At 66.6% G+C, this 21,218-nt stretch carries 21 protein-coding genes; 11 read left to right on the top strand and 10 right to left on the bottom strand.

Annotation, left to right across the window (positions count from 1 at the left end; translation table 11 throughout):
* The first annotated feature begins 490 nt into the window (after positions 1–490).
* Positions 491–967: a hypothetical protein gene (locus tag APM_RS02715; RefSeq protein ID WP_007421827.1), complete on the top strand. Its 477-nt coding sequence runs from the start codon at positions 491–493 to the stop codon at positions 965–967.
* The gene (locus tag APM_RS02710) at positions 915–3,020 is read left to right on the top strand and encodes a sigma-54-dependent Fis family transcriptional regulator (RefSeq protein WP_241763095.1); all 2,106 of its coding nucleotides are present in this window, start codon (positions 915–917) and stop codon (positions 3,018–3,020) included. The genes APM_RS02715 and APM_RS02710 overlap by 53 nt, the downstream gene beginning before the upstream one ends.
* Before the next feature lie 43 nt (positions 3,021–3,063).
* Here the strand turns inward: APM_RS02710 and APM_RS02705 are convergent, their stop codons facing one another.
* From APM_RS02705 to APM_RS02680, 6 genes are all read right to left on the bottom strand, one after another.
* On the bottom strand, positions 3,064–4,698 hold the full coding sequence (locus APM_RS02705) for a molecular chaperone GroEL (protein ID WP_007421825.1): 1,635 nt from the start codon (positions 4,696–4,698) through the stop codon (positions 3,064–3,066).
* 44 nt (positions 4,699–4,742) lie between these two features.
* On the bottom strand, positions 4,743–5,765 hold the full coding sequence (locus APM_RS02700) for an amidohydrolase family protein (RefSeq protein WP_011942199.1): 1,023 nt from the start codon (positions 5,763–5,765) through the stop codon (positions 4,743–4,745).
* 77 nt (positions 5,766–5,842) lie between these two features.
* Positions 5,843–6,211 carry an MmoB/DmpM family protein gene (locus APM_RS02695; protein WP_007421823.1) on the bottom strand — a complete coding sequence of 123 codons (369 nt, stop codon included), beginning with the start codon at positions 6,209–6,211 and terminating at the stop codon, positions 5,843–5,845.
* Between the two features lie 23 nt (positions 6,212–6,234).
* A complete protein-coding gene (locus tag APM_RS02690) occupies positions 6,235–7,290 on the bottom strand; it encodes an aromatic/alkene monooxygenase hydroxylase subunit beta (RefSeq protein WP_007421822.1) in 1,056 nt (351 codons plus the stop codon).
* Between the two features lie 42 nt (positions 7,291–7,332).
* A complete protein-coding gene (locus APM_RS02685; RefSeq protein WP_240314284.1) occupies positions 7,333–8,400 on the bottom strand; it encodes an NADH:ubiquinone reductase (Na(+)-transporting) subunit F in 1,068 nt (355 codons plus the stop codon).
* A 107-nt stretch (positions 8,401–8,507) separates the two neighbouring features.
* Positions 8,508–10,175, bottom strand: coding sequence for an aromatic/alkene/methane monooxygenase hydroxylase/oxygenase subunit alpha (locus APM_RS02680; RefSeq protein WP_013639986.1), 1,668 nt, complete (start codon positions 10,173–10,175; stop codon positions 8,508–8,510).
* A gap of 498 nt (positions 10,176–10,673) precedes the next feature.
* Here APM_RS02680 and APM_RS02675 point away from each other — a divergent pair, with 498 nt between their 5' ends.
* From APM_RS02675 to APM_RS22185, 4 genes are read left to right on the top strand one after another with little or no spacing between them, the layout of a single operon-like run.
* Positions 10,674–11,144: a hypothetical protein gene (locus tag APM_RS02675; protein ID WP_007421818.1), complete on the top strand. Its 471-nt coding sequence runs from the start codon at positions 10,674–10,676 to the stop codon at positions 11,142–11,144.
* A complete protein-coding gene (locus tag APM_RS02670; protein ID WP_007421817.1) occupies positions 11,141–11,449 on the top strand; it encodes a hypothetical protein in 309 nt (102 codons plus the stop codon). The genes APM_RS02675 and APM_RS02670 overlap by 4 nt, the downstream gene beginning before the upstream one ends.
* Positions 11,450–11,465: 16 nt before the next feature.
* Positions 11,466–12,596: a WD40 repeat domain-containing protein gene (locus APM_RS02665; RefSeq protein WP_007421816.1), complete on the top strand. Its 1,131-nt coding sequence runs from the start codon at positions 11,466–11,468 to the stop codon at positions 12,594–12,596.
* 26 nt (positions 12,597–12,622) lie between these two features.
* Positions 12,623–12,799, top strand: a complete 177-nt coding sequence (locus tag APM_RS22185; protein WP_011942204.1) for a hypothetical protein — start codon at positions 12,623–12,625, stop codon at positions 12,797–12,799.
* Positions 12,800–12,806: 7 nt separating this feature from the next.
* Here the strand turns inward: APM_RS22185 and APM_RS02660 are convergent, their stop codons facing one another.
* Entirely contained in the window at positions 12,807–13,115 is a 309-nt protein-coding gene (locus APM_RS02660) for a ribbon-helix-helix domain-containing protein (protein ID WP_007421813.1), read from the bottom strand.
* A 246-nt stretch (positions 13,116–13,361) separates the two neighbouring features.
* Between APM_RS02660 and APM_RS02655 the strand changes: the two genes are divergently transcribed.
* The gene (locus APM_RS02655; RefSeq protein ID WP_007421814.1) at positions 13,362–13,757 is read left to right on the top strand and encodes a VOC family protein; all 396 of its coding nucleotides are present in this window, start codon (positions 13,362–13,364) and stop codon (positions 13,755–13,757) included.
* Positions 13,758–13,772: 15 nt separating this feature from the next.
* Here APM_RS02655 and APM_RS02650 read toward each other — a convergent pair whose 3' ends face one another.
* From APM_RS02650 to APM_RS02640, 3 genes are all read right to left on the bottom strand, one after another.
* Entirely contained in the window at positions 13,773–13,976 is a 204-nt protein-coding gene (locus tag APM_RS02650; RefSeq protein WP_011942207.1) for a DUF2892 domain-containing protein, read from the bottom strand.
* A 129-nt stretch (positions 13,977–14,105) separates the two neighbouring features.
* A complete protein-coding gene (locus tag APM_RS02645; RefSeq protein ID WP_007421811.1) occupies positions 14,106–14,552 on the bottom strand; it encodes a co-chaperone YbbN in 447 nt (148 codons plus the stop codon).
* Entirely contained in the window at positions 14,545–15,852 is a 1,308-nt protein-coding gene (locus tag APM_RS02640) for an NAD(P)/FAD-dependent oxidoreductase (protein WP_007421809.1), read from the bottom strand. Before APM_RS02640 ends, APM_RS02645 begins: the two co-directional genes overlap by 8 nt.
* Before the next feature lie 225 nt (positions 15,853–16,077).
* On the opposite strand from APM_RS02640, the gene APM_RS02635 reads away from it, so the two are divergent.
* Genes APM_RS02635 through APM_RS02620 form a run of 4 tightly spaced genes read left to right on the top strand, consistent with a single transcriptional unit; the run spans position 16,078 to position 21,089 of the window.
* Positions 16,078–16,413 carry a helix-turn-helix transcriptional regulator gene (locus APM_RS02635; protein WP_231295394.1) on the top strand — a complete coding sequence of 112 codons (336 nt, stop codon included), beginning with the start codon at positions 16,078–16,080 and terminating at the stop codon, positions 16,411–16,413.
* Positions 16,410–16,772 carry a rhodanese-like domain-containing protein gene (locus tag APM_RS02630; protein WP_007421808.1) on the top strand — a complete coding sequence of 121 codons (363 nt, stop codon included), beginning with the start codon at positions 16,410–16,412 and terminating at the stop codon, positions 16,770–16,772. Before APM_RS02635 ends, APM_RS02630 begins: the two co-directional genes overlap by 4 nt.
* 40 nt (positions 16,773–16,812) lie before the next feature.
* The gene (locus APM_RS02625; protein WP_007421807.1) at positions 16,813–17,823 is read left to right on the top strand and encodes an efflux RND transporter periplasmic adaptor subunit; all 1,011 of its coding nucleotides are present in this window, start codon (positions 16,813–16,815) and stop codon (positions 17,821–17,823) included.
* Positions 17,820–21,089 (top strand): efflux RND transporter permease subunit, encoded by a 3,270-nt coding sequence (locus tag APM_RS02620; RefSeq protein ID WP_007421806.1) that lies wholly within the window; start codon positions 17,820–17,822, stop codon positions 21,087–21,089. Before APM_RS02625 ends, APM_RS02620 begins: the two co-directional genes overlap by 4 nt.
* Positions 21,090–21,218 lie beyond the last annotated feature (129 nt).

The raw sequence follows: 21,218 nt of genomic DNA, 5'->3' as shown, positions 1-21,218 counted from the left end.
CCGGGACGACCGGGCCGAGCCGCGCCCGGCGCGCGCCAGGCTGAACCTTCAGGGCAACGAGCAACCCCGCCTCGCTCTCCAGCCAGAACGGCACGGATGCGGCTGCCCTCATCGCCGGCGCCGTCTTTCCGCGGCATCATGTGAAAACGGCTCCCGCGATGGCGGCCTGCGGCCGGGCGGATTGTCGGCTGTCTCGATCATGGCTGAGCCCGTACGTGCGCTTCCTTTTGCGGCGCCGCAAGAGCTGCGCCGAATCGGAACATCGCGGCGCGTGCGGAAACACTTTGAAATTTCCGCATCTTTCCGAAAGACGATGATATTTCCTTGGTCATTTCAAACCGTTACCTGAATTGCCGAAGCGGGGCATCCGGATACCACCAATTCATCAAACATCCATCGTACCTGAAGCAGTCGTCGGACGAGATAGCGGCTGATCCGCAGGAAAAATGAACGGCGACACAGCGGCCTGAGGATTCTTGTGGGAGGAACCATGGTCACCATCGTCACCAAAGCCCAGGGCCCGCGCCCTGAAGACGTCCGGATGCGGGAGATTCTCCGGCGCAACCAGGGGACGATCACGCGCATCGCCGACCACATCACCGCCGGCGGCTACTCGGCGCGCAAGGCGCCGAAGCCGGCCCCCGAGGCCAGCGGCCTGATCATCAGCACGGGCGCTGCCTCGCGCCCCGACACCACGGCGGCCGCCCCATCCGTGCGGATCAGCGTGAATGGGCGTGTCTGCCTCGTCGACGGGAACACCGGCTACCAGCTGCATCACCTGGGAACCCTGCAGCGGCGTGGCGGCGAGGAGATTTTCGTGCTGGCCACCGATGCCAATGGATTCATCGCGCCCGTGGCGCCCGAGATCGCGGCGCCGCTCGGCACGCTGGACGGCACGCGGCTTTCCCCGTCCTATGGCGAGGACGAACTGGCCGCCGAAATCGGCGTTCGGCTGGGCATTGGCTGACGCGATCTCCGCGCCGCGCCGCGCGACCCGCCCGCCGGACGACCTGAAAGGCGGCGATGCGGCGGCACGCGGGCCGCGCACGGAGGAGTTCAGCACCCCCTACGACGAGCACACCACGATGAAGGCGTGGGAGTGCCTGCTCTCCGGCGAGGACGGGGACGGGCAGCGCCGCTTTCCGGTGCGGCCGCTGATCGGCGATTCATGGTCGCGTTGCGCCTCCTGCGGCATCGATGCGCGGCAGCGGGAAGCTCCCCTGAACCACGGCATCGATGCGCTGATCGAACAGAACCGGGACCTCCTCGCGGCGGCTCGGCGCAGCTTCGGCACGATCGGCCGGCTGCTCGACGGCACCGGCGCGATGCTCGTCCTCGCCGACCGCAACGGCGTGCTGATCGATGCGATCGGCGACCGGCGGACGCTGCATGACGGCATGGACATCAACCTCTCGATCGGCGGCAAATGGACCGAGGATGTCGTCGGCACCAACGGAATCGGAACGGCGCTGTGGGCGGGCGCGCCGGTCTTCGTGCATGCGGCCGAACATTTCTGCGCCGGCATCAAGAGCTGGACCTGCGCCGGCGCGCCGATCCGCGAACCGTTCGACAACAGCATCATCGGCGTCGTCGACCTGTCCGGCCATCCGGACATCTTCCGGCCGCACAATATCGGCCTCGTCGCCGCGGCGGCGCAGGAAATCGAGAAGGCGCTCGCCGAGCAGCGCAACGAGGAGCGCGCGCGGCTGCTGGAGGCATTCATCTCATCCGCGCCCGAATATCGGCGCAGCGACGGATTGCTGATCGTCGATCATCGGGGGCGGCCGATCTATTGCCACAACGTCGCCGAAAGCACGCTGCGCGCGTTCCGCGCCAACCCGCCGACACCGGCGGCGGAGCGGCGCCTGGTGCGCTTCCTTGAAAGCGGCAACGGCGCCGAACTGGACAATGACGCGATGCTCGCGCTGCAGAACTGCCATTTCAGCCCGCTGCAGGCGGATAATGGCATGCGCGGCGCGGCGCTGGTGTTTCCGACGCGCGAGGCCCGGCCATCCCCCGCGGCGCGGCGCGTCGATGCGGATGCCAGCGACAGCCAGGCCAACTGCATCATCGGCGAAAGCCCGGCGCTGCGGCGTGCGATCGAGATCGCCAGCCGGGTGGCGGCGACGGCGGACGTCACCTCAGTGCTGATCGAGGGGGAAACCGGCGTCGGCAAGGAACTCTTCGCCCGGCTGATCCACGGCGGCACCCGCCATCGCTCTGACAGCCCGTTCGTGACACTGAACTGCGGCGCGATCACACGCGAGCTGTTCGGCAGCGAACTCTTCGGCCATGTGCCAGGCGCCTTTACCGGCGCGAGCCGGGACGGCAAGCCGGGCGTGTTCGAACTCGCGAATGGCGGCGCGCTCTGCCTCGACGAGATCGGCGAAATGCCACCCGAGATCCAGCCCTTCCTGCTCAGGGTGCTGGAGGAACGGGTTGTCCGGCGCCTCGGCGACAGCCGGGCCAGGCCGGTGGATGTGCGACTGATCGCCTCGACGAACCGCGACCTGCGACAGGAGGTCGAACAGGGACGCTTCCGGCGCGACCTGTTCTACCGGATCAGCGCGGTGACCATTCACGTCCCGCCGCTGCGCGAGCGCGGCGATGATGTGCTGCTGCTGATCGAGCATTTCAATTCCCGGTTCGCAGCACGCCTCGGCACAGCCCCGCTGACGTTCGCCGCGGAGGCGCTCGATATCCTGCGCGCCTATCGCTGGCCGGGCAATGTGCGCGAATTGCGCAATCTCGTTGAAAAACTCCACATCCTCTGGCGCGGCACGCGCGTGGGCCCGGAGGACCTGCCGGCGGAATTCCACGCCCGGCCGGAGGAGGCCGCCCTTTTGCCCGCAACAGCGCCGCGGCCGCACAGCATCGAGGAAGCCGAGTGCCAGGCGATCCGCGACGTGCTGCTCGCGGAAAAGGGAAACCTGAGCCGCGCCGCGCAGAAGCTCGGAATCTCGCGGCCGACGCTCTACCGGAAGCTCGACCAGTTCGGAATCAGGCGCGGCTTCGTCTGAACGCCAAGGGCGGCCGGAATCCAGCCGCCCTTGACGCCGGAGATCATGCGCGGCCGAGACGCTCGGCGCCGCCGCCGCGGGCGGGAGACGCGGTCGGGTCTTCCTCGTCTTCACCCAGATCGCCCACCAGCGTTTCCGTGGTCAGGATCAGCTTGGCGACCGAGGCGGCGTTGCGCAGCGCCGTGCAGGTGACGCGGACGGGATCGATGATGCCGGCATCGTACATGTTCTGGAACGTGCCGATGGCGGCATTGTAGCCGAAACCGCCATTCACCGCCGAGACCTGGGCGACCACGTGGTCGGGGTCGCCGCCGGCATTGGTCACGATGCGCCAGAGCGGGCGGGTGAGGATGGAGCGGACGAGCTTCACCCCTTCCGCGACATCGCCGCCGACGCCGGCCAGAACCTCGTCGAGCACCGGGCCGATCTGCGCCAGCGCGGTGCCGCCGCCGGCAACCACCCCCTCCTCGCTCGCGGCGCGCACGGCGGCGAGCGAATCCTCGATCAGCTGGATGGTGCGCTTCTGCTCGACCGGCGTCGCTCCGCCGGCATAAAGTATGGCGGTACCGCCGGAAAGCTTCGCGAGGCGCTCGCGCAGCTTGTCCTGCTCGATATTGGGCGGGGCGATATCGTGCATCCGCTGCACCTGCGCCCGGCGCGCGGCGATCGCCGCCGGATCGCCGGCGCCGCCGATGATCGCGGTGTGCGTCGCACTGGTGCGCACCCGCTCGGCGGCGCCGAGATCGGCCGCGGTGACGTCCTCGACCCGGCCGCCAAGATCGCGGGCGATGACGCGGCCGCCGGTGATGATGGCGATATCCTCCATCATCGCCTTGCGCCAGTTGCCGTATTCGGGCGGATGCACGACGAGGTAGCGGCCCGGCCCGTCGCGCCCGAGCAGGCTGACGACGACCTCCGGCGCCACCTCCTCGGCGATCACGAGAAGCGGGCGGTGGGCGTCGGCGGCGAGCGCGCGCGCCGCATCGAGCGCATGGGGATCGCGGATCTTGAGATCCGTCATCAGGATCAGCGGCCGTTCGAGCACGGCTTCCATCTTCTCCTGATCGGTCACCATGTGATGCGAGATATAGCCGCGATCGAAGGACATGCCTTCGACGACCTCGAGCGTCGTTGCGGTGGTCACGCTGAAGTCGGTAGTGATCACGCCCTCGGCGCCGACGCGCGCGAAGGCCTCGGCGACCAGCGCGCCGAGATGCGGCTCGGTTGCGGCGATGTTGGCCACCGCGGCGAGCATGCCGTTGCCGGAAGCCGGCCGGGCCGCTTCCTTGAGGGACGATGCCACGCGCTCGACCGCGAGATCAATCCCGCGGATGAGATCGACCGCGCGGGCGCCGCGCTCGCTGGCCTCGACGCCGGCCTGGACGAGCGCGTTGGCGAGCACGATCGCGGTGGTGGTGCCGTCGCCCGCGAGTTCGTTGGTCTGCATCGAGACCTCGCGGACGACCTGCGCGCCCATGTTCTCGAACCGGTTCGGCAGCTCGATCTCCACCGCGATGCTGACGCCATCGCGCGTGACCATCGGCGTGCCGATCGGCCGGTCGATCATCGCGTTCATGCCTTTAGGCCCGAGCGTGGGCTCGACGGCCGCCGCGAGCCGGCCCACACCGCGGGCCAGCGCACGCCGGGCTTCGGAATTATGCAGAAGCAGCTTAGCCATTTTGTCTCCCTTCGGCCGATGGCCGGCGTGCTGCGTGGACCGGCCTATTCGGCGGCGACCGCGAGCGGCGAGGCCGCAAGCGCCGCCTTCTTCGCCGCGATGTCGATGCCGTAGAGCTTCGCGGCGTTGAGGCCGAGGATCTTTTCCTTGATCGCCGGGGTGAGGTCGATGCCGCGCTCCTGCTTCACATCTTCAGGCAGCTCGAAGTTCCAGAATTTCTCGACCAGCCAGCGCGGCGTCCAGATCGCGTAGTCGGAGCCGAACAGGATGCGGTCCTCGCCGAGCCAGAACAGCAGCTCGCCCATGATTTCGGCGAAGTAGCGCGGCCGGGAATGGATGAAGGGCAGGACGACCGCGAGGCCGCCATAGACATTGGCCTCCTGCACCGCGATCCAGCAGAAGTCGTCGATGCGCGGCTGGCCGCAATGCTCGACCACCCAGTTGAGATTGGGGAAGTCGGTCGCCGCATAATCGACGTCGTGAACGTCGAAAGCGTCCTTGCTCAGCGGGATGATGGTCGGGCCCTTGTGGACGTGCATGTTCCTGATGCCGAGCTTCTCGCAAAGCTCGAAGCATTTGTATGCCTCGGGATCGTTCAGACGCCAGCCGCGGGAGGCTCCGTTCCATTCGGCGGTGTAGAGTTTCACGCCCTGGATATTGTATGTTTCTTTCATGTAATGGATGTATTCGAGCGCCTTCTCGCCGTCCCGCGGGTCGAACGCGCCATTGACGATGAAGCGCTCGGGGTAGCGGGCGGCGACGCCCGCATTGCGTTCGATCGTGTTGAAACCTGTCTTGTAGAAATCCTTGAGGTAGGTCGACTGCACGATCGCGACATCGTCGGGGCCGTCGATGAAGAGGTCGCGATAGAGATCATCGGCGCTGTATTTCTCGAACTTCTCCTTCGGCCACAATTTGTCGGCGGGGCTGAGCGCGTTGTGATAGGCGAAGAAGCATTCGATGAACTGCTTGCCGTGAATGTTGCTCTGGTTCGCCGGGCTGCCGTCCCAGAAATGGGTGTGGCCGTCGACGATGAAGATTTCCTTACCCTCAGGCGTTACGAACATGGTTTCCTCCACGTGTTGATTGCTTGCTGGGCGGCGCGCCACGCGCTTGCCGCGCGGGCGCGCCGGAGTGCCGCGGTTCAGATATATTCGAAGACGTCGTCCATGTTGCCGAACAGGATCACGGTGTTGTCATCGACGCGGACCATGCGACCGTAATGGGTCGAGGTGTTCACCTCGAAGATTTCCGCCGTCATCTCGCGGCCGAGATAATCGCCGATCTCGTCCATCTTGAAGATCAGCTTGCCGTGACCGTCGATACGGATCAGCGCCGGCTGGTAGGTGACGGTGACGCCGGGCTTGTCGCTCATGAATTCGGCGATGGCGCGGGCCTCGACCGAATCGTTCATGGTGACACCGCACTGATCCGAGATCGTCTGCTCGAAGGTGATGTCCTTCATCTGCTTGAAGATGGTCGAATGGGTCGCGTCGCGTGCTGCTGTTGACATGATGTTATCTCCTGTGCGGGGCGTCAGGCGAGGCCGAGTTCGCCGAGGATCTTGCCGATGCGCTCCTGCGACTGCGCCCTGACATCCTGGAACGAGACGGGTTTGGAATGGGGCATCGACCAGATCGGTTGCAGGCCGAGGGCCGCCTTGTCGGCGAGGGCGCGGTGTTTTTCGAGCCAGCCATGGAGAATCGCCCGGTTCTCGCCGCCATGTGTCTCGTCGTTGGCGAGGAGGTAGATGAGGTCGATCGTGTTCGCGAGGTTGCGTTCGTAATCGGCCTCGGCGGCGGAGATCACCGGCGGGGTGACGAAATCGTTGTTGGCGGCGGCGACCTGCATCAGGAAGCCGGAGCGGAACAGCTCGCCCACCAGCGGCTCGAAGACGATGTTGATCGCGAAATACTGTTCGAGATAGTCGCTCGACCCCATGATCGTCTCGACCGCCTCGCGCGTGCCCTGCCAGATCGGGTCTTCGAGCCAGGCGACCTTGCCGAGCTCGTCGTTCCAGCCGGGAATGTCCATGCCGATTTCGGCGAGGTAGAGCGTGATGTCCTGCGCGAGGCGCATCTTGTAGGACGAGTTGGTCAGCGTCGCGTTGTTGATCATCTGCGTGTAGCCATAGCGCTGCGCCTGCATCAGCGAGGTGCCGAGCCCGAATTCGGCATGTTTCCAGGCGCCGAGATGCGTTTGCAGGATGCGCTGCCAGGCCTTGTCGAAATTCGCCGGCGCGCCGGCGCGGCGGGCATTGGCGATCACGCTCTGCACCATGGTCTCGATGCGGGACTGGCGCTGGTAATGCGTGCGCTCCCATTCCTGGTCCGGCGCGCGGAAGGCATGCCAGTTGCTGCTTTTCAGCGCCGTGGCGTCCTTCACATAAGCACCCTTGCCGTTCGCGAAGGAGATGATCCAGTTCTGGATCAGGTAGCGCTCGGGATCGGGCTGGACATCGACCGTGACGTCTTCGTAATGGGTGGCGCGCTTGCCGCGCGGCTCGAAGTAGCGGTAGCGGCGGCTGTCGGAATCCGCGAAGATCGCCGCTCCCGCGGCACCCGATCCGACTGAACTCGACAAGGCTGGCATTGTTTCTCTCCCTGGGTTTCGGTTGGCCCGTGCGGCGCGCGATCAGTGACCGGCGGGTACGGGAACGCTCGAGGATGTGGTGAACCTGTCAAAGAAGACGCGCTCGTTTTCGAAGCCGTTCATGAACAGCACCGGCTGCAGCGCATCGATCATGGGGGGTGGTCCGCAGGCATAGACGTCGCCCTCGCCGTCGATGCCGAGCGCCTTCAGCCTGGCGTCGACACATTCATGCACGAAGCCGCGTTCACCCTCCCAGCCGGCATCGCCGCTCGCGTGCGAGAGAACGGGGATGAATTCCAGCTCCGGGTGGCGGTCCGCAAGCTGCGCGATGCGGTCCAGATGGAACAGATCCTCCCGCGTGCGCGCGCCGTAGAAGAAGTAGACCGGCCGGCTTTCGCCGCTGGCGAAATGGTCGTTCAGGATCGACCAGATCGGCGACATGCCGGAGCCGGCGCCGACCAGGATCAGCGGTCCGGTTCGTCCTTCCCGTCGGAAGCAGGTGCCGTAGGGCCCGGTGAGGGAGACATCGGCGCCGATCCTGATTCCGCCGCTGTCGAGTTCTCCGGAGAATTTTCCTTCGGGATATTTCTTGATGATGAAGGAGAGGCTTTTGGCTTGGTCCGGCGTATTTGCCATGGAAAACGAGCGCGTAATCGTCTCCCCTTTTTCCGTGGTGACGGTGATGTCGACATATTGTCCGGCCCAGAACTTGATCGGGGAGTCGAGGTCGATCGTGATTCCGCGAATGTCGTGCGTCAGCCGCGAAATTTCGCTGATCCGGCCGCTGAAGGTCCGCACCGCGATCGACCGCGACAGAACCTCCTCGTCATAGTTGAGAAGCTCGACCTCCATGTCGGAATAGGCGATCGCGCGGCAGAGCAGGATATGGCCGCTCTCCCGCTCCGTGTCGTTGAGCGCGAAGGTCGAGTACCTGAGCATGTCGACCTCGCCATCCGTCAGGATGCACTTGCAGGCCGAACACTGGCCCTCCTTGCAGCCATGCGGCAGGGCGATGCCCTGGCGGAACGCGGCGTTGAGCACCGTCTCGCCATCCTCGACCTCGAACTCGACCCCGACCGGTTCGAGCCTGACCGTATGCGTACCACCCATCTGGCCGATCTCCCGAAAGTCCATCACGCTCCGGCTGGGTTGCCGGAGATGTCGCGTTGAGAATGAAGCGGGAGCCGGGGCGAACGGCTCCCGCGAAGTGCGCCGGATCAGTTGAACGGCGTGATCGTGAAGCCCGCGCGATATTCGGCGATATGCTTCGCGCGATCCTCCGGGCTCATCTCCCGCAGCAAGGTGAGCGGCGAGAGCAGGGTGTGGCCGCGCACGTCGTCGAGCGTCCACAGTTCGCTGTCCTCGAAGCGCAGATGCGGCTGGGGCACCAGGGTCTTGCCGTCGGAGCGGACGAAGTTGAGATCCTTGATCGCGTCCGCGAGATCCCAGCCGTGATAGACCGTCTCCCACTCGCGCTTGCCGCTGAAGCGGCCCATCGCGGGGGTCGGGCGGCCCTGATATTCGTCGGCGAAGGCCTCGACGGCGGTCCAGCGATCGAGTTCGTGGGCGAAGGTGTGCAGCTTGCCGTCGATTTCGTCGACCACCATGTCCTCGCGGATCAGGCAGGGGACGAGGCAGCTCCAGCAGCGATGCGGATAGACGTAGCCGACATCCTGGTTGAAGGTGATGACCGTCTCGCCGCGATGGCTGAGCTTGTCGTACCACTTCCAGAAATCGCCGAACTTCGCGTACCACCCGGGGTATTTGTGTTCGAACCACTCGAAGTCCGCCTCGCGCTGGGCCTCGATGCGCCAGAAGTTCACCGGCCAGCCGACGGCGAAGAACTGGGCGACGTGGTGGACATAGAGCTTCTCGGTCAGCCGCTTCCACGCGGCCTGGACGTCGTCGTGATGCACCTTGATGCCGTATTTCTCGAGCGGCAGCATGTAGGTGCGGTAGTAATCCTCGAAGATCCAGCGGTGCCACATCTCCGCATAGGATTCCTTCGACTTGTCGCGATTGGTGGTGCCGTATTCGATGAAGGTGCCGATCGCGGCATCGACGATCGCGTGGTTCTGCCAGAAGGCGTAGCGCAGGTCGCGTTCGAGCAGGAGATGGTTGTCCGGCTCCTTGAGGGCGGCCATCAGCATCGAGTGGCCGTTGCCGATATGCCGGCTCTCGTCGGACTGCACCGAGAGGAAGACGGTCGGCAGCGCGTAGTCGCCGTTGCGGGCGGCCTCGGAGGGCATGGCGACGAACAGCGTGTTGGTGAACGCGGTTTCAGCGACGACGGTGAGATACATGCAGGCGGCGGTCATCGTGTCGCCGGTGATGAACCCCTCGCCGAACTGGCGGCCGATCGTGGTCGCGTAGCATTTGCCGAAGGCTTCCTCGGTGATATCGAAGCCCGCCGGGTCGATGTAGTTCTCCATGTACCATTTCTTGAGGTTCATCTGGATGGTCGAGTGGCGGAACTCGTCGACCATCTGCATGGTGAACCCGGTGCGCAGATCCTCGCCCGGCGCGAGGCGCGCGACCATCGCCATCGAGCGCGCCGCCGAGATTTCCGGGAAGGGGATGATCGCCAGGAACAGCTTCATCCATTCGACCCAGCGCGGCTCGACATTGCGGAACATGTCGCCGCGCAGCGCCGCATCGAGCGCGCCGTAGACGCGGTTGTCCTTCTCTTCCTGCATCGGGAAGTAGGAGCGCAGCACCTGCTTCATCGGATCGCGCGGTGCCTTGGTGATCTTGTAGTCCGTCGGGAAGGTCATCGCTTCCTGGACATAGGTCGGGTTCCACCCGAGGTCGGAAATCTTCCTGGTCGCCTCGCCGACGGATATGCCGCGCTGCGAGGTAATCTTGTTGAGCGTCAAGGACGTCATGTCTTCAAACCTCCACCTTGTTTGCGCCCGGGTCCCCTGACCCCGGCGGAAAGCGGCCACACACGCCGCCGTTCGAGTTGTCGACGGGATCGAGCCCGCCCAGTGGATCACGGCAAAGGTCTGCGAACGATCCGGTCTGGCAACGACGAAAGCGCGTCGGCCGCCAGCCATGTTTCCTCCGTTCCTTCGTTCTTGTGGCACCGCGCCTGGCGCGATGGGTTTCTTCTGCCCGATGTTCTGCAAGTCGTGTGCCAAGTGGGGCGGGCCGCGCAAAGCCGGCGCCAGGGCCGTTTAGGACACAGGGCGGCACTGCGCCGGACACATGGGCTGTAAAGAAATCTTACACCTGTAAATGACAGCTGTAATACTGTTGTCATTCCGAACATCTTCGTCTTTTTCTATGAGTTATCAAATTGACTTTGCCGCGGACCGGAAGCTAAGTCTTGGCCCCAGAAGATCGGCGCGGCTCTGCCGGCCGATCGGGCCGAGGAGACGAAGGTGTCCGAAAAGAAGCGGCGAACCCGAAATCCGGCTGCATCCACGTGGAACGAGGACGACGCGGTCGATCAGCTCATGCGGCTGATGTCGCGCGATCTGGTGTTCACCATGACATTTCTCGGCGAGAGCCAGCATAGGATGCAGCGGCATTTCGAGACATTCATCACCGATGCCCTCGCCGCGGCCGGAGTGACTCAGGAGACGCACCCGATGATCCGGCTGTTCATCGAGCGGCATGCCGCCCTGCTGCGGGAATTCGTGTTTGCCGGCGTGGCACTTTCACGGCAGTTCGGGATCGGCGAGATCGAGCGGCTGATCGGCGATGCGTCGTCGCTGCTGCGGATCGATATCTGGGACCAGCTCAGGAGCCATATCGAGATGGCGGAAACCCGGTTCCGCGCCCAGCTTCCCGACCTGCCGCGGCAGCTCGCCGATTTCGAGGCGCCCGCGCCGCCGGAGGCCAGGCCATGAGCGGCGCGATGGCCGAACGGCGGCGGCTGTTGGGCCGCCGCCTCGAACTCGTCGGCGTGATGTGCGGGCTGAATGCCGAGGCATTGCGCGTGTTGCAGAACCTTGCCGCCATCGAGATCGACATCCAGCGGCTGGAGGCCGAGGACGATGGCGATGCGCCGCCGGCGCCGGAGCAGTTGCGCGCCGCCACCGATGAAGCCGCCGCGCTGCGCGATGCGCAGGCCGCGTGCGAGATGCGGATCGAGACGGTGGAGGCGGAGATGTCCGAGATCGACCGGTTGCTGGCGGCGATGACGGACGACTGAACGGAGGAAAGGTGCGATGAACCAGGCTGGCCCGCGAACGCTCACCCTTTTCGATCTGCTCGGACGCGTCTGGCACTGCGGCGCGCCGGCCGGCGCGCTGTGCTTCGGCGGCGATGGCACGGCCGTCGCCTTTGCCTGCGCCGACGGCACGGTGGCGGTGGCGGCGATCGAGGATCCCGAACCGCCGGAGACGCGGATCCGGATCAGCGGCGATGTCGGGCAGGCGACGATCCGCCCGCGCGCGCGACCACCCGCACCGCTTGCCATCTCGCCTTCCCTGCATGACGGCGCGCCGCCGATCGCGGCCGGCGATGGCGGCGGCTTTCTGGCCGGCACGCGGGACGGCGAGATCGTCGTGCTGGGGCCAGACGGCGCGGTGCGCGGCACGCGGGCGCGGATCGACGGCCCGGTGATCGCGCTTGATCATGCGGCTGCGGTGACGATCACCGCGGTCGCGGGCAGCGACGCCGTGCAGCTGTGCCAGGGCGTGGGTGCGCTATCCGACGAGCTGGCCGACGATGGCGAAGGCGAGATCGTCGGCATCCGCCTCTCGCCCTCCGGACGGCATCTCGCCATTGCGCGGAGCGAGAGCCTGAGCATCGTGGCGATCGACGGCAGCGGCCGGGCGCCGATGGTGTTTGGCCTGCTGTCGCGCCCGCTGTCGCTCGCCTGGCGGGAGGACGAGGCCTGGCTCGCCTGCACGCTGGCCGAGGGAGGGTTCCTGATGATCGATTGCGAGGGCGGACGCAGCGGCACCGTCACCGGGTTTCCGATGGCGACGCGCGATGCCGCCTGGAGCGGGCCGGCCGCGGCGTTCGTGGCATCCGGGGCGTTTCGCGTCGCCGCCTGGTCGATGGCGACGCCGCCGCTCGATGGCGACATGACCGGCGCGCTGGTCAGCGGCCGGGCGGGGCTGGTGGCGGTGGAGAGCGTTGCGGCCCATCCGGCGCGGCCGCTCGTCGCGGCGGGTTACGCCAACGGCCAGATCCTGCTCGTCCAGATCGGCGGGCGGGACGAACTGCTCGTGCGCCCCGGCGGCAGCGCGGTGACGGCACTCGGCTGGTCGGCTGACGGGCACCACCTCGCCGCCATCGGGGCGGACGGGATGGTGAGCATCACGGCGTTTCCGGACCGGATGTTCAAATGACCACAGGCGGAGAAAGGGAGACGGACATGCAGGTGCAGATGACCGACGAGGAACGGAGCAAGGACGAGTTCTTCCAGCGCGTTGCCCAGCTTTCGGAAGAGATGGTGGCGCGGCACGGGCGGGAATTCACGATGGGCACGCTTGTGCTCGCCGCGCGCTGGATCGCGGAGAACCGGATCGGCAGCGAGACGGCGCCGTCCTGACGGCGTTTCAGGGGCTCCGCCGGCGATAGAGAATGCACGCGGCGCGCAGCAGCGAGGCGAGATTGTCGATATCGCCGAACCAGTCCTCCGCCTCATCGTGGAGCAGGGCGATCAGGCGCGGGACGGAGACGCCTTCCGCCGTGGCGATCTCGCCCAGCGCGTCCCAGAAGACGCGTTCGAGCCGCACGCTGGTCGACCGGCCGGAGAGCCGGACCGAGCGGCTGGTCTGGGCGAAATCCGCAGGGTCGCGGCCTTGCAGAAGATTGCACATCGTTCCTCCCTGCCGCCGCCTTGGTGGCGCCGGCTTCGGGTTCATGACCCGGTTCAGGCACAACCCGTGCAAACGCGGTGCCAGCGCGGCAAGGACAACCGGAACCGAAGGATTTCGTGCCGGACCGGTGATCGGCGCCTGGCGCTCGCTGCTCAGAAACGGAACGATCGTGCGCGGGTTCTGTTCTGCTTCAGGTCAAAGCCGGGCCGCCGCGGAAGCCGCGGGATGGACGGGTTGGGCTGCGGGCGGGACGCCCGTATAACCCGCATCGGAGAAAAGGAGAGACGACGCATGGCCAAAGCGATCCACAGCATGATCCGCGTGCTCGACGAGGCGCGCTCGATCGCGTTCTACGCGCAGGCTTTCGGCCTGGAGATCGCAGATCGGCTCGATTTCGACACGTTCACGCTGGTCTACATGAGCAATGCGGAAAATGATTTTGAACTCGAACTGACGATCAACAAGGGCCGCACCGAACCCTATGCGCTCGGCGATGGCTATGGCCATATCGCCTTCTGCGTCGACGATCTCGACGCCGAGCACGCGCGGTTCGACGCGGCGGGCTGGGCGCCGCGCAAGATCGTCGAGTTCAGGCGCGATGGCACCCTGCTCGCGCGGTTCTTTTTCGTTGCCGATCCGGATGGATACCAGATCGAGGTGCTGCAACGCCACGGCCGCTATCGCTGAGCGGCCGGGGACGGCTCAGCGGAAGGCGCAGCCCGGCTTCATGCCAAGCCGCCGCAGCAGCATGGCGGCGGGGCAGAAGCCGGTGATACCGGCCTGGAACAGGTTGAGCCCCACCAGCGCGGTGAGGACGTAGAACCACGGGCTCACCAGCCAGCCCAGCGCGAGACTGAGCAGCACCATGAAACCCGCGAAGCTGAGAACGGTCTTGTCCACATTCATGACAGCATGTCCCTTGCCCTGGAGCACTTTCCGATCCTGCTGGATCGGATGTCGTGCTCCATCATATTGATAACCTGAGCATCCTTATCCGATCAGATGACGCCATCTGATCGGATGATGCTCTGAACATCACGCCGCCGCCGCGAGGTGGCGGCGCGCGAAATCGACGATCGCCTGAGCGCTCATGGCCCCGGCGCTCTGGCCGATGACCCGACCGCCCCTGAGCAGGAACAGCGCCGGGATGCCGCGCACGCCGAGGCGGGCGGAGATCTCCGGCGCCTCGTCGGCATTGAGCTTGAGCAGCCGGACCTCCGGTTCGAGGATGGTGGCCGCCTGCTCGAATTGCGGCGCCATCATCCGGCACGGTCCGCACCAGGGCGCCCAGACATCGAGCAGGAGGGGAATCCCGTCCCGCTCGGCGTGGCGCTCGAAGCCGGCCTGGTCGACCTCGACGGGATGGCCGTCGAACAGCTTGCGGTGGCAGGCGCCGCATTGCGCGGCCTGCGCCGGGCGCGCCGGCGGGATGCGGTTCACCGCGCCGCAATGCGGACAGACGAGATGGGTTGCGTCAGCCATGGCCCGCGCCTTTCGCCGGCTTGCGGTCGTTGTGGTGAATCTTCGTGATGTTGAGCTGCTTCATCAGGAAGCGCTCGTAGAAGGGCTCGCTCTCGCCGGCGCGGATCTTGCGGAGGAAATACTTCTCGAAGGCGACTTTCGCGAGATGCACCCAGGCGCCGGTCGAGGCCCAGTTGACGTCGCGCGGCGGGATCTGCGGCTGGGCGACGAAGGCCACGCCGCCATCGCCGAAATCGGCAAGGCAGACGGCGTTCCACGTCGCCCGCGCGTGCGGCGCCTCGCCGCGCAGCAGCGCGCCGATATTGTGGGCGGTGGCGGTGACCATCGATTCGATCATGAAACCTGTCTTCGGCACACCGACCGGCACCGGCGTCTTGCCCACCGGCGGGATCGCGACGCAGACGCCGACGCTGAAGACGTTCGGATAGGCCGGGTTGCGCTGGTGCTCATCGATCAGCACGAAGCCGCGCGGATTGACCAGCCCCTCGATGCCGCGCAGCGCCGGCACGCCGCGGAAGGCGGGCAGGAACATGGTGAAGCGGCTGGGCAGCTCGTGGGTTGCGATCGTCTGGCCGTCCGCGCCGACTTCCTCGGCCACCACCTTTTCGGCATCCACCGCGGCAATCTTCGCGTTGGTGATCCATTTGATGTGGCGGTGGCGCAACTCGCTCTCCATCAGCGACTTGGTGTCGCCCACGCCATCGAGCCCGAGATGGCCGATATAGGGTTCGGAGGTGACGAAGGTCATCGGCACCTTGCTGCGCAGGCGGCGCTTGCGCAGTTCGCGATCGAGGATGAAGGCGAATTCGTAGGCCGGGCCGAAGCAGGACGCGCCCTGCACCGCGCCGACGACGACCGGCCCCGGATTGGCGCAGAAGCGCTCGAACACCTCGAAAGCGGCGGCGGCATGGTCGGTCTGGCAGATCGAGACGGTGTTCTGCCCGGGGCCGCAGCCGGGAATCTCGTCGAAGGCGAGTTCGGGGCCGGTGGCGATGATGAGATAATCGTAGGGAATGCTCTCGCCGCCATTGAGCTCGACGCGGTTTTCGGCCGGATGCACGCGGGCGGCACCCTCGGTGCGGAAGGTGATGTTCTTGCGGCGCGTCACCTTGTCGAGCGAGACCTCGATGTCGGCGCGCTCGCGCCAGCCGACGGCGACCCAGGGGTTGGACGGGGTGAACTGGAACGTGTTCCGCTCGCCGATCAGCGTGATCCTGTCTTCCGGCCGGATCTGTCCCGCGGTTTCGAACGCGGCGAGCGTGCCGCCAAGCCCCGCCCCAAGGACCACAATCTCTGCCATGCTTTCCTGCCTTTCCGAGCGCTCCGGCGAAGGCGGCGCTCCGCCGCGCCCGGAGGGATGTTAATTGGTTTGCGGCGACGCCGGCTTGACCTGGATCAACGCCCGCGCCGGCAGCCGGGAGAAAACTGCGAAAGCGCGGTGCGGCCGGTCGATCCGGCGCCGCCACGTTTGACAATATATGCATATATTCGTATATACGCAAGTATGAAACTGGATATCGACGCGATGAACCTGGCGGCCGACGAGGCCAGCGATCTGCTGAAGTCGCTGGCCAACCGGCACCGCCTGCTCATCCTCTGCCAGCTGCTCGACGGCGAGCGGTCGGTGGGCGAGCTGGTCGCGTTCCTGCAGATCCGCGACAGCGCGGTCTCCCAGCACCTCGCGCTGCTGCGCAAGGACGGGCTGGTGACCGCCCGGCGCGAAGGGCAGAGCATCCGGTATTCGATCGCCAGCGCGCCGGCCCGCACGGTGATTTCGGCCCTTGCCGGAATCTATTGTAGCCCGGAGGGCGTCACCTGCGCGGTGCCCGATCCTTCATCGACAACGGAGATTTCGACATGACGACACCTTCCAAGCTGCGCGACCTCGACCCCGCCACCGTGCATGACGACCTGCGCGCCGGCCGCATCCTGCTGGTCGATGTGCGCGAGCCGCAGGAATTCGCGGTGGAGCGCATTCACGGCGCGATGCTGTTTCCGCTCTCCACCTTCGATCCGGCGATGCTGCCGCAGGACCCGGGCAAGCCGATCGTCTTCCAGTGCGGCTCGGGCAAGCGCTCGGCGATGGCGGCGGCGAAGTGCCGCGAGGCCGGCATCGCGGTGAACGCTCATCTCGCCGGCGGCATGATGGCGTGGAAGGCGGCGGGGATGCCGTATGTCTCGCTCGATTCCGCCACCGGCCAGGTGGTCGACCGCCGCTGACCTCCCGCCCGCCGCACCGTCCCCGACAAGGAACGACAGCATGCCCCGCAAGCCATTCCTCCTCTCGCTGCTGCTGCCGCTCCTGCTCCTGTCGGGGATGGCGGCGGGCGCCACAACACCCGTCTCGACCTTTACCGTCGCCGCCCGCATGGTGCCGGACCAGAAGGCCGTGTTCGCCACCGTCGAAAGCCGCAACGTGGTGCCGGCGCGCACGCGGATCGGCGGCACCGTCACCGCGCTTTCGGTGCATGACGGCGACAGCGTGACGGCGGGCCAGGTCATCGCCACCGTGCATGACCAGAAGCTCGAATTGCAGATCAAGGCGCTGGATGCCGAGATCACGGGGCTGCGGGCCAGCCTCGTCCAGGCGCAGACCGATCTGCGGCGCACCGAGGCGCTGGCGCATAGCGGCGCGGTATCGCGCCAGCAGCTCGACCAGGCGCGGACGGCGGTGGACGTTGCCGCCAGCACGCTCCGCGCGCGGATCGCGCAGCGCGCCGTGGCCGCCCAGCAGCAGGACGAGGGCGCGGTGCTGGCGCCGATCGCCGGGCGGGTGCTGACCGTGCCGGTGACCGACGGCACGGTGGTGCTGCCGGGGGACACGATCGCCACGGTCGCCGAGCAGAACTTCATTCTCCGCCTGCGGATCCCCGAGCGGCACGCGCTGCATCTGAAGGCCGGCGACATGGTGCGGCTGGATGGCGGCGAATTCGGCCTTACCGGCGCGCGGTTCGGCCGCATCACCCTGGTCTATCCGCAGATCGTCGCCGGCGAGGTGCGCGCCGATGCCGAGGTGAAGGGGATCGGCAGCTACTTCGTGGGCGAGCGCGTGCGCGTTTTCGTCCCGGCCGGCGAGCGGCGGACGATCGTGGTGCCGTCAGGCTTCGTCTTCACCCGCTTCGGCCAGGATTACGTGAGGCTGCGGCAGAAGGATGGCAGCGTGATCGACGCGCCGGTGCAGCGGGGGCTGCCGCTGCCGACCCGCGCGATGCCGGACGGGTTGCAGATCCTCGCCGGCCTGGTGCCGGGTGACGTGCTGGTGCGGCCGTGAGGCTCGGCATTTCCGGGCGGCTCGCCCGCGCCTTCATCCGCTCGCCGCTGACGCCGCTGTTCCTGCTCGCGGCGCTGGCGGCCGGGCTGGTCGCCATCACCACCATTCCGCGCGACGAGGACCCGCAGATCCATGTCCCGATGGTGGACGTGATGGTGCAGGCGAACGGGCTCAAGGCGGCGGATGCCGCGGAACTCGTGACCAAGCCGCTCGAGACGATCCTGAAGGCGATTCCGGGCGTCAAGCATATCTACAGCGAGACCCGCGACGACCAGGTTCTGGTCACCGCCCGCTTCAGGGTGGGGACCAACGAGGACGCCGCCGTGGTGCGGGTGAACGACAAGATCCGCGCCAACATGAACCGCATCCCGATCGGCATTCCGCCGCCGCTGGTGGTCGGGCGCGGGATCGACGATGTCGCGATCCTCACCCTCACCCTCGCGCCGAAACCGGGGGCGGCGACGCACTGGACCCAGGGCGCGCTGTCGCAGATCGCGACCAAGCTGCAGGATCAGCTGATCAAGGTGCCGAATGTCGGGCTCAGCTACATCGCCGGGTCGGACCCGATGCAGATCCGCGTCGAACCCGAACCCGACAAGCTGATGCTCTACGGCGTGACGCTGCAGCAGCTCGCTTCGCGGGTGGCCGATGCCAACCGCAGCTTCATCGCCGGGCGCGTGTTCGACCATGGCGAGCTGCGCGACGTGGCGGCGGGGCAGACGCTGTTCGGCGTGCCGGATATCGGCCTGCTGCTGATCACCACGCGGGAAGGGCGGCCGGTCTATCTGCGGGATGTCGCGCATGTCGTCGTCGGGCCGGCGCCGCTGCAGAGCCATGTCTTCGCCATCACCCATGAGGGCAAGGCCTGGCACACGGCGCCCGCCGTGACGGTGGCGCTGGCCAAGCGCGCGGGCAGCAACGCCGTGGTGGTGGCCGATGACGCGCTGAAGCGGGTGAAGAGCCTCGAGGGGTCGCTCATCCCCTCCGACATCTCGGTGCAGGTGACGCGGGATTACGGGCGCACCGCCAACGAGAAGGCGAACGAGCTGCTGTTCCATCTCGGGCTGGCGACGATTTCGATCGTCGTGCTGATCGCCTTCGCGGTGGGCTGGCGCGAGGCGGTGGTGACGCTGGTGGTGATTCCGACGACCATTCTCGCCACCGTGTTCGCCTCGGAACTGATGGGCTACTCGATCAACCGGGTGAGCCTGTTTGCGCTGATCTTCGCCATCGGCATCCTGGTGGACGATGCGATCGTGGTGGTGGAGAACATCGCAAGGCACTGGGCGATGCCGGGCACGCGCTCGCGCCGGCGGGCGGCGATCGAGGCGGTCGCGGAGGTGGGCAACCCGACCGTCGTCGCGACGCTGACGGTGATCGCCGCGCTGCTGCCGATGCTGTTCGTCTCCGGGCTGATGGGGCCATACATGGCGCCGATCCCGGTGAACGCCTCGGCGGCGATGGCGTTCTCGTTCTTCGTCGCGATGATCATCGCCCCGTGGCTGATGTACAAGCTGGCCGGGCGGGACCGGTTCGCCGAGGAAGACAGGGCGGGAGAAATCGAGTTCCTCGAACTGACGACCCCTGCCCTCGCCCATGAGGCGGGTGCTGCGGCGGCGCATCCGGACCGGCTCGGGCGGCTCTACCGCGCCGTTGCCGCACCGATCCTGCGCACGCGGCGCCGGGCCGGGTTGTTTCTCGCCCTGGTCGGCATCGCCACGATCGCCGCCTGCGCGATGTTTTACACCGAGGCGGTGACGGTGAAGCTGCTGCCGTTCGACAACAAGTCGAGCCTGAACGTGCTGCTCGACCTGCCCGCCGGCAGCACCGTGCAGCAGACCGAGCAGACGCTGTTCGCCGCGGCGCGGATCGCCGAGACGATGCCCGAGGTGCGGGCCCTGCAGGTGTATGCCGGCACGCCGCAGCCCTTCGACTTCAACGGGCTGGTGCGGCATTACTACCTGCGCGACCAGCCCTGGCAGGGCGACCTGCATGTGATGCTGACGCCGAAGGGCGACCGCTCGCAGCAGAGCCACCAGATCGCGGGCGAGCTGCGCCGGCGCCTGCTGAAACGTCTGCCCCTGCCGCATGGGGCGGTGCTGAAAGTGGTCGAGGCGCCGCCGGGTCCTCCGGTGCTCGCCACCCTGCTCGCCGAGATCTACGGCCCGAACGAGGCGACGCGCCTTGCCGTGGCGCGGGAGGTGAAGAAGCTGTTCAGGAAGGTGCCCTATATCGTCGATATCGACGATTCCTGGGGGCATCGGCAGAAGCAGCTGCATATCGCGATCGACCAGGACCGGCTGGAATATTTCGGCGTGCGGCAGGCCGATGTCTATGACACGATCCAGGACCTCTTCGGCGGCATGAAGGTCGGCTATTCCTATCGCGGCGAGAACCGGCTGCCGATCGAGATCGCGATCGGCCTGCCCAACCACGCGCTCGACTGGAGCCAGCAACTGGCGGACACGCCGGTGCCGGCCAATGCGGTGCCGGCGGACAAGTCGGTCGTCGAACTCGGGCAGGTGGTGCACGTGACGCGCACGGAGGGATCGCGCGTGCTCTACCGGCGCGACGGGCATTTCGCCGACATGGTCACCGCCGAGCTGGACGGGAAGTTCGAGGCGCCGATCTATGCGATGTTCGCGGTGGACAAGCTGATCAACCAGCATGACTGGGGCAAGCTGCCGAAACCGACAATCAGCTTCCGCGGCCAGCCGGCGAGCGAGGCGCACCCGACCCTGCTCTGGGACGGCGAGTGGGAGATCACCTATGTCACGTTCCGCGACATGGGGGCGGCGTTCCTCGTCGCGCTGCTCGGCATCTACGTGCTGGTGGTCGCGCAGTTCCGCAGCTTCAAGGTGCCGCTGCTGGTGCTCACCCCGGTGCCGCTGACGCTGATCGGCATCATGCCCGGGCACTGGCTGCTGCACGCGCAGTTCACCGCCACCTCGATGATCGGCTTCATCGCGCTGGCCGGCATCATCGTGCGGAACTCGATCCTGCTGGTGGACTTCATCCGCCACGGCGCGCGGCCGGGGCTGACGCTGCGCGAGGTGCTGCTGGAGGCCGGCGCCATCCGCTTCCGGCCGATCCTGCTGACCGCGCTCGCGGCGATGATCGGCGCATCGACGATCCTGCTCGACCCGATCTTCCAGGGCCTGGCGATCTCGCTGCTGTTCGGCCTTGCCTCGTCCACCCTGCTGACGGTGCTGGTGATCCCGGCGATCTACGTGGTGCTGCGCGACCCGGACCGGATCGTTTCCTGACCCGGCCCTGACCCCGCCGCCCGGCACGCACGGCTGCGTGCCGGGCGCATTCCTGCTCCGAGCAAAATGCGAATCGGCATGGCCTGTCGATTATTTATGATGCCTGAAACGCAGGAGATGATGTTTCAG

The organism is Acidiphilium sp. PM, assembly GCF_000219295.1.
Taxonomy (GTDB): domain Bacteria; phylum Pseudomonadota; class Alphaproteobacteria; order Acetobacterales; family Acetobacteraceae; genus Acidiphilium; species Acidiphilium multivorum.
The sequence above is the reverse complement of the archived record's forward strand: the minus strand, read 5'-3'. Positions and strand labels throughout refer to the sequence as shown.

Bases quoted from the DNA above. Each gene is read 5' to 3' on its own strand.
- APM_RS02680 (WP_013639986.1), bottom strand. From the start codon at position 10,175: ATGACGTCCTTGACGCTCAACAAGATTACCTCGCAGCGCGGCATATCC.
- APM_RS22185 (WP_011942204.1), top strand. From the start codon at position 12,623: ATGCAGGTGCAGATGACCGACGAGGAACGGAGCAAGGACGAGTTCTTC.
- APM_RS02625 (WP_007421807.1), top strand. From the start codon at position 16,813: ATGCCCCGCAAGCCATTCCTCCTCTCGCTGCTGCTGCCGCTCCTGCTC.
- APM_RS02635 (WP_231295394.1), top strand. From the start codon at position 16,078: ATGAACCTGGCGGCCGACGAGGCCAGCGATCTGCTGAAGTCGCTGGCC.
- APM_RS02640 (WP_007421809.1), bottom strand. From the start codon at position 15,852: ATGGCAGAGATTGTGGTCCTTGGGGCGGGGCTTGGCGGCACGCTCGCC.
- APM_RS02685 (WP_240314284.1), bottom strand. From the start codon at position 8,400: ATGGGTGGTACGCATACGGTCAGGCTCGAACCGGTCGGGGTCGAGTTC.
- APM_RS02665 (WP_007421816.1), top strand. From the start codon at position 11,466: ATGAACCAGGCTGGCCCGCGAACGCTCACCCTTTTCGATCTGCTCGGA.
- APM_RS02650 (WP_011942207.1), bottom strand. From the start codon at position 13,976: ATGAATGTGGACAAGACCGTTCTCAGCTTCGCGGGTTTCATGGTGCTG.
- APM_RS02655 (WP_007421814.1), top strand. From the start codon at position 13,362: ATGGCCAAAGCGATCCACAGCATGATCCGCGTGCTCGACGAGGCGCGC.
- APM_RS02670 (WP_007421817.1), top strand. From the start codon at position 11,141: ATGAGCGGCGCGATGGCCGAACGGCGGCGGCTGTTGGGCCGCCGCCTC.
- APM_RS02700 (WP_011942199.1), bottom strand. From the start codon at position 5,765: ATGTTCGTAACGCCTGAGGGTAAGGAAATCTTCATCGTCGACGGCCAC.
- APM_RS02715 (WP_007421827.1), top strand. From the start codon at position 491: ATGGTCACCATCGTCACCAAAGCCCAGGGCCCGCGCCCTGAAGACGTC.
- APM_RS02660 (WP_007421813.1), bottom strand. From the start codon at position 13,115: ATGAACCCGAAGCCGGCGCCACCAAGGCGGCGGCAGGGAGGAACGATG.
- APM_RS02710 (WP_241763095.1), top strand. From the start codon at position 915: ATGGCGAGGACGAACTGGCCGCCGAAATCGGCGTTCGGCTGGGCATTG.
- APM_RS02690 (WP_007421822.1), bottom strand. From the start codon at position 7,290: ATGCCAGCCTTGTCGAGTTCAGTCGGATCGGGTGCCGCGGGAGCGGCG.
- APM_RS02645 (WP_007421811.1), bottom strand. From the start codon at position 14,552: ATGGCTGACGCAACCCATCTCGTCTGTCCGCATTGCGGCGCGGTGAAC.
- APM_RS02630 (WP_007421808.1), top strand. From the start codon at position 16,410: ATGACGACACCTTCCAAGCTGCGCGACCTCGACCCCGCCACCGTGCAT.
- APM_RS02705 (WP_007421825.1), bottom strand. From the start codon at position 4,698: ATGGCTAAGCTGCTTCTGCATAATTCCGAAGCCCGGCGTGCGCTGGCC.
- APM_RS02695 (WP_007421823.1), bottom strand. From the start codon at position 6,211: ATGTCAACAGCAGCACGCGACGCGACCCATTCGACCATCTTCAAGCAG.